At 73.0% G+C, this 12,447-nt stretch carries 11 protein-coding genes; 7 read left to right on the top strand and 4 right to left on the bottom strand.

All coding sequences use genetic code 11. From position 1 onward, the window contains the following. Nucleotides 1-29: 29 nt before the first annotated feature. Both ACFUC1_RS06390 and ACFUC1_RS06385 read right to left on the bottom strand, forming a co-directional pair. Entirely contained in the window at nucleotides 30-812 is a 783-nt protein-coding gene (locus ACFUC1_RS06390; protein WP_379117865.1) for an SDR family NAD(P)-dependent oxidoreductase, read from the bottom strand. A 189-nt stretch (nucleotides 813-1,001) separates the two neighbouring features. Then, entirely contained in the window at nucleotides 1,002-2,702 is a 1,701-nt protein-coding gene (locus ACFUC1_RS06385; RefSeq protein WP_379117801.1) for a M28 family peptidase, read from the bottom strand. A gap of 214 nt (nucleotides 2,703-2,916) precedes the next feature. On the opposite strand from ACFUC1_RS06385, the gene ACFUC1_RS06380 reads away from it, so the two are divergent. After that, on the top strand, nucleotides 2,917-4,086 hold the full coding sequence (locus ACFUC1_RS06380; protein ID WP_379117799.1) for a CaiB/BaiF CoA transferase family protein: 1,170 nt from the start codon (nucleotides 2,917-2,919) through the stop codon (nucleotides 4,084-4,086). 17 nt (nucleotides 4,087-4,103) lie between these two features. Continuing rightward, nucleotides 4,104-4,748, top strand: coding sequence for a hypothetical protein (locus ACFUC1_RS06375; protein WP_379117797.1), 645 nt, complete (start codon nucleotides 4,104-4,106; stop codon nucleotides 4,746-4,748). A gap of 202 nt (nucleotides 4,749-4,950) precedes the next feature. On the opposite strand, the gene ACFUC1_RS06370 is transcribed toward ACFUC1_RS06375, so the two are convergent. Together ACFUC1_RS06370 and ACFUC1_RS06365 are read right to left on the bottom strand one after the other, a co-directional pair. Next, nucleotides 4,951-6,261: a fatty acid desaturase family protein gene (locus ACFUC1_RS06370; protein ID WP_379117795.1), complete on the bottom strand. Its 1,311-nt coding sequence runs from the start codon at nucleotides 6,259-6,261 to the stop codon at nucleotides 4,951-4,953. Between the two features lie 115 nt (nucleotides 6,262-6,376). Further along, nucleotides 6,377-7,483, bottom strand: coding sequence for a ferredoxin reductase (locus ACFUC1_RS06365; protein WP_379117793.1), 1,107 nt, complete (start codon nucleotides 7,481-7,483; stop codon nucleotides 6,377-6,379). Between the two features lie 86 nt (nucleotides 7,484-7,569). Between ACFUC1_RS06365 and ACFUC1_RS06360 the strand changes: the two genes are divergently transcribed. The 5 genes from ACFUC1_RS06360 (at nucleotide 7,570) to ACFUC1_RS06340 (ending at nucleotide 12,350) form a co-directional block, all read left to right on the top strand. After that, nucleotides 7,570-8,871 carry a PucR family transcriptional regulator gene (locus ACFUC1_RS06360; protein WP_379117791.1) on the top strand — a complete coding sequence of 434 codons (1,302 nt, stop codon included), beginning with the start codon at nucleotides 7,570-7,572 and terminating at the stop codon, nucleotides 8,869-8,871. Between the two features lie 137 nt (nucleotides 8,872-9,008). Beyond that, entirely contained in the window at nucleotides 9,009-9,359 is a 351-nt protein-coding gene (locus tag ACFUC1_RS06355; RefSeq protein ID WP_379117789.1) for a PadR family transcriptional regulator, read from the top strand. Next, nucleotides 9,349-10,071, top strand: a complete 723-nt coding sequence (locus ACFUC1_RS06350; protein ID WP_379117787.1) for an HAAS signaling domain-containing protein — start codon at nucleotides 9,349-9,351, stop codon at nucleotides 10,069-10,071. Before ACFUC1_RS06355 ends, ACFUC1_RS06350 begins: the two co-directional genes overlap by 11 nt. A gap of 126 nt (nucleotides 10,072-10,197) precedes the next feature. Continuing rightward, complete coding sequence (locus ACFUC1_RS06345) at nucleotides 10,198-11,202, top strand: carbamate kinase (RefSeq protein WP_379117785.1); 1,005 nt, start codon at nucleotides 10,198-10,200, stop codon at nucleotides 11,200-11,202. Between the two features lie 5 nt (nucleotides 11,203-11,207). Then, complete coding sequence (locus tag ACFUC1_RS06340) at nucleotides 11,208-12,350, top strand: ring-opening amidohydrolase (RefSeq protein WP_379117783.1); 1,143 nt, start codon at nucleotides 11,208-11,210, stop codon at nucleotides 12,348-12,350. The last annotated feature ends 97 nt before the right edge of the window (nucleotides 12,351-12,447 follow it).

Below are 12,447 nucleotides of genomic sequence, written 5' to 3'. Positions count from 1 at the left end.
GCCTCGCAGGACGCGTTCGGCGGGCCCCTTCAGAACAACGTGTACCCGCCGTCGGCCACGACGACCGAACCGGTCATGAAGCTCGAGGCATCCGAGGCCAGGAAGACCACGAGGGGCGCGATCTCCTCCGGCTCGGCGGCTCGCCGCATGGGGGCGTCGTCGATCCACCGGGACCGGAACCGCGGCTCGTCCACCGGCGCCATCTCGGTGCGCACGTACCCGGGTGCGACGGCGTTGACCCGGATCCCGAACGGAGCCCACTCCGCTGCGAGCGACTTGGTGAGCTGGTGGACGGCCGCCTTCGACGCGTTGTATGCCGGCTGCCACTGCGGGCGGTTGACGATCTGGCCCGAGATCGACCCGATGTTGACGATCGTCCCGCCCCCTGCGGTCGTGAAGTGCCGAGCGGCGACCTGGCTCATCAGCCAGACGCCCTTGACGTTGATGTCGAAGACCGAGTCGAACTCCTCGTCGGGGACCTCGAGGGCCGGACGGTGGTAGCAGACCCCGGCGTTGTTCACCAGGACGTCGAGCCGGCCCGTGGCCTCGACCGCGGTGGCCACCGCCCTCTCGGCGTCCTCGCGCCGAGTCACATCGAGTGCCGTGCCGACCACGCGCCGACCCGTCTCCTCAGCCAGCAGCCGCGCCGCCGCCCGCGAGGCGCCCTCGTCACGCGCGCCGATCACCACGTCGGCACCCGCCTGTGCCAGGGCCCGGGCGAAGGCCAGCCCGAGCCCGCGGTAGCCACCGGTCACCACGGCCGTCCGGCCCGCCAAGGACGGCGTGGGGGGATCGGCCAGCCCGTCGAGCATGCCGCTCACGGCCGGGCCACCGTGGGCACGGTGCGACCGACGCGATCCGAAGGTCCGGTGTTGCCGACGTCATCCGCCACAGCGGTCACTCTCCCACAGCGTCCCGGCGCCTGCCTCGTGCAGACAACCGGCCATTCCATGGCGCGCACCGGCGCGCACCGAGATCCCCCGCGGGCTCGTTCGGGCGCCTCACTGGTCGGTCGCGCCCGGCAGGGTGCCCGGGCGCCGGCCGAACGGTGGGAGCTCCACGGCCCGGACGCCGGGCAGCGGGGAGGACGTGAACGCCTTCCGGTCGGACGCCATGTGGCCGACCATCTCGGCGAGCGTCTTCGACATCCACGTGAGCACGTGCGGGTCGTTGTCGTCGAGGGTGTCGCACCACCGGAAGGCACGGTCCGCGCAGCCGCCGTCGGTGCCGGGCACGGTGCCCTCGTAGTTGCCGACGTGGCCACCGAAGAGCCTCACGTCCGACGCGAGCTTGCAGCAGTCCTGACCCGTCAACAGCCCGCTCGCGGGGATGCCGGCCAGCTGGAACATGAAGGCGTCGGTACCGTCGGCCGAGAGCAGGACGTGGTTCTTGCGGATCGACTCGAGGTAGCCGATCGCGTGATCACGGGCGATGGCCGACGCGCCGAAGATGCCCGGTGACATGGGCGTTCCCGGCTGGCGCTGGAACAACCCGACACCGTCTTGGGGATCGATGACCCCGGCCACGTAGTTCGGCGTCGCGAGCACGTCCGCGTCCAGGTCGTACTTGACCTTCGCGAGCTCTGCGGGCGCCAGGCTGTTGACGTAGTGGTCGGACCCGAGCAGCCCGAGCTCCTCTCCCCCGAACCAGATGAAGCGCAGCCGGTTGCGCGTGGGGGTGTTCCGCAGCTGCCGGGCGATCTCGAGGATGGCGGCCGAGCCCGAGGCGTTGTCGAGCATCCCGGCTCCGTAGATGGCGTCGAGGTGCGCGTCGACGACGAGCACGTTGTCGGGGTCCCCCGTCCGGGAGTCCGCGATGACGTTCCAGTCGGCCCGGTTCGGGTCGTCGACGGTCCTCACCTCGACGGTGACGACGGAACGCGCACCCGACCGCGACTGCGCCACGAGCCCGGCACCCACGGCATACGAGGTGAAGACGACGGGGACGCGCGCCTGGTCGGACAGCACGCCCGCGAACACGCCCGAACGGTCCGTCGTGCCCTCGTTGAAGAGGACGACCGCGGACGCGCCGGCAGCCGTCGCGTTCGCGACCTTCACGTCGAAGGTGCAGCCGCCGCGCTGGACCAGCGCGATCCGGCCGCGGACGAAGCCGGCGAAGTCGACGGCCCGGCAGCCGCTGCTCGACCGTGCGGCTGAGGTCGCGGGCACGACCATGCCCTGCACCGGTTGCACCGCCGCGGTCGCCGTGCCGGCCACGGGTCCCGGGTCGAACTCGGTGCCGACCCGGAACGCGTGCGCACTCGGCGACACCAGGCTCAGCACCGGCGTCCCGACCCAGCTGAAGTAGTGGAACGTGTACTGCTGCAGGGTCACGTCGTAGCCCGCGGCACGCATCACGTCGGCGACGTAGTCGACGGACGCCTTGTAGCCGGGCTCACCGGAGTTGCGGGATGGGTGGCCGTCAGCACCGGGGTGGGCGTCCGCGATCTGCTGGAACCGCTCCATGTGCGCCCACACCCCCGACGTCGTCACGCAGTCGACCAGCATCTGCGGGGTCCGGTTGACGCGCTGCGCGCAGACCGACGGGTCGGCGTCGGGCGCCCCCGTCGCGTCGACGAGCGGCGCCCCGCCGCGCCCGGGTCCCCGGTCCTCCGAGACCCACCACGCCGTCCCGCCCACGACCGCGAGGACCGCGAGCAGCGCGAGCAGCCGTCGCGACGGCAGGACACGTCGTGCACGCAACGGCACCACCTCCCGTGACGTCCCCGGCACGGTCCCACCAGCCAGGCCCCCATCCATGCTCCGCCGCGCCCTCGACCCCCGGAACCCCCGTCGGGTGGCGATCCGGCAACGATCCACCATCGGGCCATCGTCCGACCCGGCCTCTCCCGCACGGCGGGCCCGTGGGCCGGCCCGACCCCTCCCCCGAACCCGGAGCCGCTGACAGGATGAGCCCGTGACAGCACCGCTGGAGGACATCACCGTCGTCGACCTCTCCCGCGCCCTCGCCGGGCCGCACGCCGCGATGATGCTGGGCGACATGGGAGCGCGCGTCATCAAGGTCGAGACGCCGGGCAGCGGCGACGACACCCGTGGCTGGGGGCCGCCGTTCGTGGGACCCGAGGACGACCCTGTCTCGACGTACTACCTCAGCGCGAACCGCAACAAGGAGTCGATCACCCTCGACCTCAAGTCCGACGACGGCCGCGACGTCCTCACGCGCCTCGTCCGGGCCGCCGACGTCCTCGTCGAGAACTTCCGCCCCGGCGTCCTGGACCGCCTCGGCTTCCCCGTCGACCGGCTGCACGAGCTGAACCCGCGCCTCGTGGTCCTGTCCATCAGCGGGTTCGGCCACGACGGCCCGCAGGGTGGCCGTCCGGGCTACGACCAGATCGCCCAGGGCGAGGCCGGCCTCATGTCCGTCACCGGGCCGGACGCCGACACATCGCAGCGGGTCGGCGTGCCGATCGGCGACCTGCTCGCCGGCATGTACGGCGCCTACGGCGTGGTCTCCGCGCTGCACGAGCGGTTCCGCACCGGCCGCGGACGCGTCGTGCGGACCAGCCTGCTCGCGGCCATCGTCGGCGCGCACGCGTTCCAGGGCACGGCCTACACGGTGGCCGGCCACGTCGGGCACGCCCAGGGCAACCACCACCCGAGCCTGTCGCCCTACGGCCTCTTCCACTGCAAGGACGGCGACATCCAGGTCGCCTGTGGCAGCGAGTCGCTGTGGGTGAAGCTGGCCACCGCGTTCGGCATCGACCCCGCCGCCCCCGGCATGGCCACCAACCGCGAGCGCACCGTCAACCGCGACCAGGTCACCGCGACCCTCAACGCCGCGTTCGCCGACCACCCGCTCGCCGAGCTGCTCCCCCGGCTCGCCGAGCTCGGGATACCCGCCGGCGAGGTGCGCACCATCGACCGCGTCTACGACTGGGACCAGACCCGCTCGCAGGGCCTCGTCATCGAGGTGGACCACCCGTCCCTGGGCACCATCGAGCTCCCCGGGCCGCCGATCCGCCTCGACGACAACGCGTATGCCGGTGGGCGGCCCGAGCACCTCGCACCGCCGATGCTGGGCCAGCACGACGAGTCCGTCCGGAAGTGGCTCGACGAGCTGGACTGACGCGGCATACTCCGGGCATGGGGGTTGTCCAGGGGGACGTGGGCATCGACGACGCCGGGCCCCAGCCTGCGGGGCGCCCGTGGTGGCGCCGCTGGAACCGCCGCCGGGTGGCGGTCGCCGTCGGTGTGGTCGCAGCGGTCGGGGTGACGATGTGCCTGACCGGTATCGGCACGGGTGAGGGACCGCTCGGCCCGACCCACTGGGCAGCAGGCGCCGGCGCCAGCCGCGACGTCGGGGACGAGTTCACCGAGGGGGCCGTTGCGCTCGTCAACGACGGCTGGTTCGACGTCCACCTCGAAAGCGTCAGACCGGTACCCGCCACGGACACCTCCGCAGGTCTGGCGGTGACGTCCGTGCAACTGGCACCGCGGGTGCACGGTCGTGACGGCATTGGCCTCGTGGACGGCTCGGGCGCAGAGCTCGTCCCACTGGCAGACCGCCGAGCGCCCGCCGGCTACACCATCCCGCGCACCCGCGATGCGGGGCCGTTCCGCGGGAGCGCCGAGGTGCTCGTCACGTACAGGGTGACGCGCCCCGGCACGTGGAAGTACCGCGGGTACGAGGTGGTCTACCGCTCAGGACTCGTGCGGCACCGGGTCGTGATGCCGTTCGCTGTCAGCGTCTGCACTCCCGCCGGCAAGGACTGCGGCGCCGGCAACTGAAGGGGCGGCCGCCCGTGCTCGGCGTCGCGCCTGGGACCACCGAGCCGTTCAGGTGACACCTCTGCAGGCCGAGGCACTGCTCCTCGTGCTCCTCGGGACGCTCGCCCACTGGCCGGTGCGGGAGTCCATGACCCACACGGAGCCGGCTGACGACGCAGCCGAGGCCTGACGCGGGGAGCGTCAGGCCTCGGCTGGAGGACAGTCAGGCGGTGCGGGCGCGGCCGCCGCGCAGCTTGCGGCGGACCCGCTTGCCGACGGCCTCGGCGGCGATGCCGACGCGGTTGCGACCGGGCTGCGCATTCGGCAGCGCGAGGGTGACGACCTGCTTCCACGCCGAGGCGACCTGCTTGGGCAGCGGACCCGTCGTGTAGGACAGGCCGTAGCGCTGGCAGATCTCCTGGATGCGCGGGGCGATCTCGGCGTACCGGTTGCTCGGCAGGTCCGGGAACAGGTGGTGCTCGATCTGGTGCGACAGGTTGCCGGTCATCAGGTGCATGGCCTTGCTACCGCTGATGTTCGCCGAGCCGACCATCTGGCGCAGGTACCACTCGCCACGGGTCTCGCCGTCGATCGAGGACTTGGCGAACGTCTCGACGCCCTCGGGGAAGTGGCCGCACATGATGACCGAGTGGGTCCACACGTTGCGGACGGTGTTGGCGACGAAGTTCGCGCCGAGGGTGTGGAAGAACGACGGCCCCGACAGCAGCGGGTGCAGCAGGTAGTCCTTGCGGGCCTGGCGGCCGATCTTGCGCAGGACCTTCTTCGCGTCGCGGCGGAACGTCTCCTTGTCCTTGCCCCGGCCCTTGAGATAGGCGCCGACCTCGAGGTCGTACGCGGCGATGCCGTACTCGAAGAAGAGCATGTTGACGAAGTTGTAGACCGGCTGCCCCAGGTAGGACGGCGTCCAGCGCTGGTCCTCGTCGACGCGCATGATGCCGTAGCCGAGGTCGTTGTCCCGCCCGATCACGTTGGTGAAGGTGTGGTGCAGCTCGTTGTGGGAGTGCTTCCAGAACTCCGACGGGGACGCGTTGTCCCACTCCCACTCCTGGCTGTGGATCCGCGGGTCGCGCATCCAGTCCCACTGCCCGTGCATGATGTTGTGCCCGAGCTCCATGTTCTCGAGGATCTTCGCGACCGACAGGCCGGCCGTCCCGACGAACCACGCCGGCGGGAAGAGCGAGAACAGCAGCACCGCGCGCGAGCCCATCTCCAGGCCGCGCTGCCACTTGAGGACCTTGCGGATGTATGCCGCGTCCGCGGCACCGCGCGAGTCCAGGACCTCCTGGCGCAGGGCGTCGAGCTCGGCACCGAGCGCCTCGATCTCCTCGGCGGTCAGGTGCCCGGCCGGGTCCGGCTTGCCGGACGGCTTGGCGACGTGGCGGCGCTCGGTGGTGACGGCCGACAGCCGGCTGTTGAGCGACGTCGTGCGCTGCGGCGCACGGGGCGTGCCGGCGAGCGAGCCGTCGATGCTGAGGTCGAAGTCCTCGGTGGCCTTGTTGGCGGTGGCGGTCATGAGTGGTGGTTCTCCCGTTCTGTGGGGGGTCTCAGAGCTGGGTCTCGGTGCGCCGTGGTGGCGACGCGGTGGTCGGTGGAGCGACTGCGCCTGCGTGGCGCAGCGCCCGGTGGGGTCAGAGGTCGATCTCGCACTCGCCGGCGGCGGCGGAGACGCAGGTCTGGATGCGGACGCCGTCGCCCTCGCTGGCGACGGTGAGCTCGCCGTTGCGCAGGTCGCGGACTGCGCCCTGCTTCAGCGGCACGACGCAGCCGAAGCAGATGCCCATCCGGCACCCGGACGGCATCAGCACGCCGGCCTCCTCACCGGCGTCGAGGATCGGGGTGGCGCCGTCGGCCTCGACGACGGTGCCCTGCCGGCCGAAGGCCACGGTGCCGCCCTCGCCCTCGGCGATGACGACGGGGCGGAAGCGCTCCGTGTGCAGGCGCTCGGAGAGGCCGGCCTCGGCATACGCGTCCTCGAACGCGTCGAGCAGCCCGGTGGGGCCGCACGCCCAGGCCTCGCGGAAGCGCCAGTCGGGCACGAGCTCGTCGAGGTCGGCGGGGGCGAGGATGCCGTCGGTGTCGGTGTGCCGCTCGACGAGGCGGAGGCGGCCGTCCTGCGCCCACGCGCGCAGCTGCGCGCCGAAGACGACGTCGTCGCGGGTGGGTGCGGAGTGGACGAGCACGACGTCCCGCAGCTCGTGGAGGTGGTTGCGCAGCATCCCCATGACGGGGGTGATGCCCGAGCCGGCAGTGACGAAGAGGGCGCGGGCCGGGGCCTGCTCGCCGAGCGTGAAGTCGCCCGTCGCCTGGTCGAGGTGGACCAGGGTGCCGGGCTGGAGGGCGCGGACGACGTGGTTGCTGACCTTGCCCTCCGGGATCGCCTTGACGGTGATCGACAGCAGGCCGTCGGGGGCGTCGGTGCGGCTGGTCAGGGAGTACGCGCGCCAGTTGCGCACGCCGTCGACGTCGACGCCGATGCGGATGTACTGGCCGGGGACGTGTCCGCGCCAGGCCCGGCCGGGGCGCAGGACGACGGTGGCGGCGTCGCGGGTCTCGGGGGTGACCGAGACGACGCGGGCGCGCAGGTCGGCCCCGGCGCGCAGCGGCGCGACGAGGTCGAGGTAGTCGGAGGGGAGCAGGGGGTGCACGACGGCCTCGGCGACCCGCCACAGGGCAGTGCGCAGGGGTCGCCTCGTGGGCGCCGGCGACGCGGTGCGAAGTGGGAGAACTGCGGTCATGGAACCATGATGGCTGCCCGGGTAGGCTAGTTTCCTGACCGCGACGCGTGAGTTCGGCGCGCATTGTTGTTCGCAGGAGACAAAAGATGGTCGCATCCGCCCCAGAGGACCCGTCCAGCCCCAGCAGTCCCGGCTCCGCCTCGACCGCCAAGCCGACCGGCTCCGGCGCAGGCGGCCCCACCACCGTGCCGACGGGCGGGTCGGCGACGGAGCGGGCCGCGGGTCTCACCCTGCCACCCGACGTGCTGTCACGCCTCAAGGGCGCCTTGCCCGGCGTCGCGACCCACGCGGTCGAGGCGATCATCGACGAGGTCCCCAGCTATGCCAGCGCCCGCGACTACCTCGTGGGGAACATCGAGACGGCCGTGCAGGTGGCGCTCGGCACCTTCCTGTCGATCGCCGCCCGCTCCGACGACCCGAGCACGCCGCTCGGCCCCGCCCTGGTGGCGTCGTACGACCTCGGCCGTGGCGAGGCCCGCAGTGGCCGGAGCATGGACGCCCTGCTGTCGGCGTACCGCATCGGCGCGCGGGTCTCGTGGCGCGGCCTCAGCGAGGAGGCCGTGCGAGCGGGGATGAGCGCCGAGGCCCTGGCCCGGTTCGCCGAGCTCGTGTTCGCCTACATCGACGAGCTGTCGGCCGCCAGCGTGAGCGGCCATGCCGACCAGCTCGCCTCCGCCGAGCGGCTCCAGCAGCGCCTGCAGGAGCGGCTCGCGCTCGACCTCCTGCGCGGCACCACCGAGGAGGTCGTCACCCGTCGCGCGGAGCGGGCCGGCTGGGACCTGCCGCGGACGGTCACCGTGCTGCTGGTGCCCGACGCGGAGACCCACCACGTGCGCTCGCTCGTCGACGGGCGCACCCTCGTGCTGAGCGAGGACGTGCCCGGCGTCGAGGCCTCCGAGGACGTGGTGGCGCTCGTGGCCCCGGGCCTCACCCCGACGACCCGTCGCCGGCTCGTGCGCCAGCTCGAGGGCCACGACGCGGTGGTCGGCCCCACTGTCCCGTGGCGCCAGGCGGCCGCCTCGCACCACCGCGCCCTGCGCGGGCGCCTCGCCCGCGGGGGCGAGCCCACGGCATACGACACCGACGCGCACCTGGCCCAGATCGTCCTCGCCGCGGACCCCCAGGCACTGGCCGACCTGCGCGCCCGGGCCCTCGCGCCCCTCGACGACCTCACGCCGGCCGCGCGCGAGAAGCTCGAGGAGACCCTGCGGCTGTGGCTGCTCCTGCGGGGGCGGCGCGAACCGGTGGCGGAGGCGCTGTTCGTGCACCCGCAGACGGTGCGGTACCGCGTGGGCCAGCTGCGCGAGCTGTTCGGTGACGCCCTCGACGACCCCCGCGCCGTGGCCGACCTGCTCGTCGCGCTCGGGCCGGTGCCGCCCGCGGCCTGAGCCAACTGCTGTGGGCCATCTGCCGTGGGCCGACTGCCTGGGCGGGTCTTCGCGCGATCCCCGCGGTGATCACCGCCGCGATCGCGCAAACACCCCTTCCTTGCGCGACAGGTGGCGGCGGCGCTAGGTTGCGTCGCATGGTACCCGGCGACGACACCATCCTGACGCAGCTGCGTCGCGGTGCGCTGGAGTACTGCGTGCTCGCCCTGCTCGAGCGGCGCGAGCTGTACGGGCTCGACCTGGCTCGACAGCTCACGGCCGACGGCGTGCTGCTCGCCAGCGAGGGGACGCTCTACCCGCTGCTCGCGCGGCTCCGCAAGGCAGGCCTGGTCGAGACCACCTGGCAGGAGTCGAGCGAGGGGCCACCCCGTCGCTACTACGCCCTGACCGCGGAGGGGCGTGAGTCGCTAGCCGCGTTCCGTCGCACGTGGAAGCCGTTCCGCGACGCCGTCGACACCACACTCTCCGGGGGACCGCATGACCGCTGAGACCACCCACCCGCTCGCTGACGCCTACCTGCGCGACCTCGAGCTGCTGCTCCACGGGATCGAGCCCGGCGAACGGGCCGAGGTGCTCGCCGGGGTGCGTGAGCACCTCGAAGCCGGGGCCGGCGCCGGCGCGACGGACGCCGAGGTCCGGGCGGCGCTCGCGGAGCTGGGGCCGCCGCAGGCCATCGCCGACGAGGCGTATGCCGGGCGGCCGGCGACCGTGCTCGTGGCGGCTCCGGCCCCTGCGGCACCACGGCGCCCCGCGCTCTCGGGGACCTGGGTGCCGGCGGTCGTCGGCGTCCTGCTCGGGCTGTGCGTGGTGTGGACACTGCTCACGAGTGGCCTCCGTCCCGCCTACACCGGCAGCAGCGTCAACGGCGGCCCCGAGGTCGTGGACGCGTACGCCCTCCATCCGCTGGAGGTCCTCGTGCTGGCCCTCCTCGGTGGGTTCTGGCTGTTGCTTCCGTGCTCCGTGCTCGTCCTCGCCTCGCAGCTGTGGCGCCGCGGGGAGAAGGCTCGGCTGGTCGTCCTCACGCCGGCCATCGGCGTCGTCCTGGGGGTCCTCCCTTGGGTCGGCTGGCTGATCACCCGCTCCCCGGCGGGGGTGACGACAGGTGCCGTTCTGGGGCTCGTCCTCTCGCTCGCGGCAGCCGCCCGGGTCTTCTGGCACGACCTGCGGGCGGGGGCCAGGCGGGCACGCGCCCTCCCCTGACCGGTCGGCGCGGCTGCCCACATCTGCCAAGGCCGGGCCTGCCGTTGGGCAGGACCTGACGACGTCAGGTCGCGCCGGCGCTGCCTAGGCTCGCCGCACAGGACGGGCGACGGGCGGGGAGGTGGCATGCGCGTACTCATCGCGCTGGGCGGCAACGCCATGACCGGCCCCGACGGCAGCGCCACCCCCCAGGCGCAGCGCCACGCCATCGCCGGCGCGATGGAGCACGTCGCGCAGGTCGTGGCAGCCGGGCACGAGGTCGTGCTCACGCACGGCAACGGCCCCCAGGTCGGCAACCTGCTCGTCAAGAACGAGCTCGCCGCCCACGTCGTCCCGCCCGTGCCGCTGGACTGGTGCGGGGCCCAGACGCAGGGGACCATCGGCTTCACGATCCTCGACACCCTCGAGGCGGCCCTCGCCCGGCACGGGGTGCGGGGACGCGTCGCGGCGCTGGTCAGCCGCACGCTGGTCGACGCCGACGACCCCGGCTTCCGGCGACCCACCAAGCCGATCGGTCGGTTCCTGCCGCGTGAGCAGGCGCAGGTGCTCGTCGACCACGGCGAGACGTGGGAGGACCGCGGCGAGCGGGGCTGGCGCCGCGTGGTCGCCTCCCCCGAGCCGGTCGAGGTGCTGGAGACGCCGACCCTGCTGACGCTGCTCGAGGACGGGTACGTCGTCGTCGCGGCCGGCGGTGGCGGCATCCCGGTCGTGCGCGTCGAGGACGGCTCGGTGCACGGTGTCGAGGCCGTCATCGACAAGGACCTCACCGCCGCCCTGCTCGCCCGGGCCGTCCGGTGCGACGTGCTGGTCATCGCGACGGACGTCGACCACGCCGTGGTCGGCTGGGGGACCGCGGACGAGCGACCGCTCGGCGTCGTGCCGGTCGCCGAGCTCGAGCGGTATGCCGCGGACGGCGAGTTCGCGTCGGGGTCGATGGGGCCGAAGGTCGAGGCGGCTCTCCGGTTCGCGAGGGCGGGTGGCACGTCGGTGATCACCTCGCTCGAGCGGATCACCGAGGCCGTGTCCGACCCGGGCGCGGTCGGCACCACGGTGAGCGGCGAGACCTCCGCGGGCACGCGGCATACCGAGCCCCCCACTCCTGCAACGGAATCCCCACGAGACGGAAGGTGACACCCATGCCCGAGCCCATCGAGGTGCGCAAGGTCCCGATCCACAGCGTCTCCGACGCGTCCGAGCTGACCAAGCTCATCGACGACGGCGTGCTGGAGGCAGACCGGGTCATCGCCATCATCGGCAAGACGGAGGGCAACGGCGGCGTCAACGACTACACGCGGATCCTCGCCGACCGGGCGTTCCGCGAGGCGCTCGTGGCGAAGGGCGCGGATGCCGAGCGGGTCAAGGAGGTGCCGATCGTGTGGTCCGGCGGCACCGACGGGGTCATCAGCCCGCACGCGACGATCTTCGCGACCGTCTCGGCGGACCACGCCGAGCAGACCGACGAGCCGCGCCTGACGGTCGGGTTCGCGATGAGCGAGGTCCTGCTGCCGGAGGACATCGGAAGGACCGCGATGGTGACGAAGGTCGCCGACGCCGTGAAGGTCGCGATGGAGCGGGCGGGCATCACCGACCCGGCCGACGTGCACTACGTGCAGACCAAGACGCCGCTGCTGACCATCGACACGATCCGCGACGCCAAGAGCCGCGGGCACGACGTGTTCACCGAGGACACGCTGGCCTCGATGGACGTCTCCAACGGCGGGACGGCGCTCGGCATCGCGGTCGCCCTCGGGGAGATCGACATGCCGCGCGACGAGGACGTGCTGCGCGACCGGTCGCTCTACTCGTCGGTGGCGTCGTGCTCGTCGGGTGTCGAGCTCGACCGGGCGCAGGTCGTCGTCGTGGGGAACGCCCGTGGGGTCGGCGGCCGGTACCGGATCGGCCACTCCGTGATGCGGGACGCGCTCGACGCCGACGGCGTGTGGTCGGCGATCCGGGACGCCGGGCTCGAGCTGCCCGAGCGGCCGCACTCCTCCGACCTGCAGGGCCGGCTGGTCAACGTGTTCCTCAAGTGCGAGGTCAGCCAGGACGGGCAGGTGCGCGGTCGCCGCAACGCGATGCTCGACGACTCCGACGTGCACTGGCACCGGCAGATCAAGGCCGCGGTCGGTGGCGTGACGGCCGCGGTGACCGGTGACCCGGCGGTGTTCGTGTCGGTGTCGGCCGCACACCAGGGTCCGGACGGCGGCGGCCCGGTGGCCGCGATCGTCGACCTGGGCTCCGGCGAGCCCACCGGCTACCGCGCCCCCGAGCCCGCCTGACGCTGCCCCGCCCGAGCCCGCCTGACCGCCCGGGCGCCCGACCGCCCGGGCGCCCGACCTGCCGCGCAAAACGGCAGTTGCTGGCGTGAAACGGCGG

Source organism: Pedococcus sp. NPDC057267 (genome assembly GCF_042668795.1).
Taxonomy (GTDB): domain Bacteria; phylum Actinomycetota; class Actinomycetes; order Actinomycetales; family Dermatophilaceae; genus Pedococcus.
This window is presented reverse-complemented; position numbering and strand designations above follow the sequence as displayed.

Coding starts and splice junctions, on each gene's coding strand:
- ACFUC1_RS06390 (WP_379117865.1), bottom strand. CDS start 812: ATGCTCGACGGGCTGGCCGATCCCCCCACGCCGTCCTTGGCGGGCCGG.
- ACFUC1_RS06375 (WP_379117797.1), top strand. CDS start 4,104: ATGGGGGTTGTCCAGGGGGACGTGGGCATCGACGACGCCGGGCCCCAG.
- ACFUC1_RS06370 (WP_379117795.1), bottom strand. CDS start 6,261: ATGACCGCCACCGCCAACAAGGCCACCGAGGACTTCGACCTCAGCATC.
- ACFUC1_RS06365 (WP_379117793.1), bottom strand. CDS start 7,483: ATGACCGCAGTTCTCCCACTTCGCACCGCGTCGCCGGCGCCCACGAGG.
- ACFUC1_RS06360 (WP_379117791.1), top strand. CDS start 7,570: ATGGTCGCATCCGCCCCAGAGGACCCGTCCAGCCCCAGCAGTCCCGGC.
- ACFUC1_RS06355 (WP_379117789.1), top strand. CDS start 9,009: ATGGTACCCGGCGACGACACCATCCTGACGCAGCTGCGTCGCGGTGCG.
- ACFUC1_RS06350 (WP_379117787.1), top strand. CDS start 9,349: ATGACCGCTGAGACCACCCACCCGCTCGCTGACGCCTACCTGCGCGAC.
- ACFUC1_RS06345 (WP_379117785.1), top strand. CDS start 10,198: ATGCGCGTACTCATCGCGCTGGGCGGCAACGCCATGACCGGCCCCGAC.
- ACFUC1_RS06340 (WP_379117783.1), top strand. CDS start 11,208: ATGCCCGAGCCCATCGAGGTGCGCAAGGTCCCGATCCACAGCGTCTCC.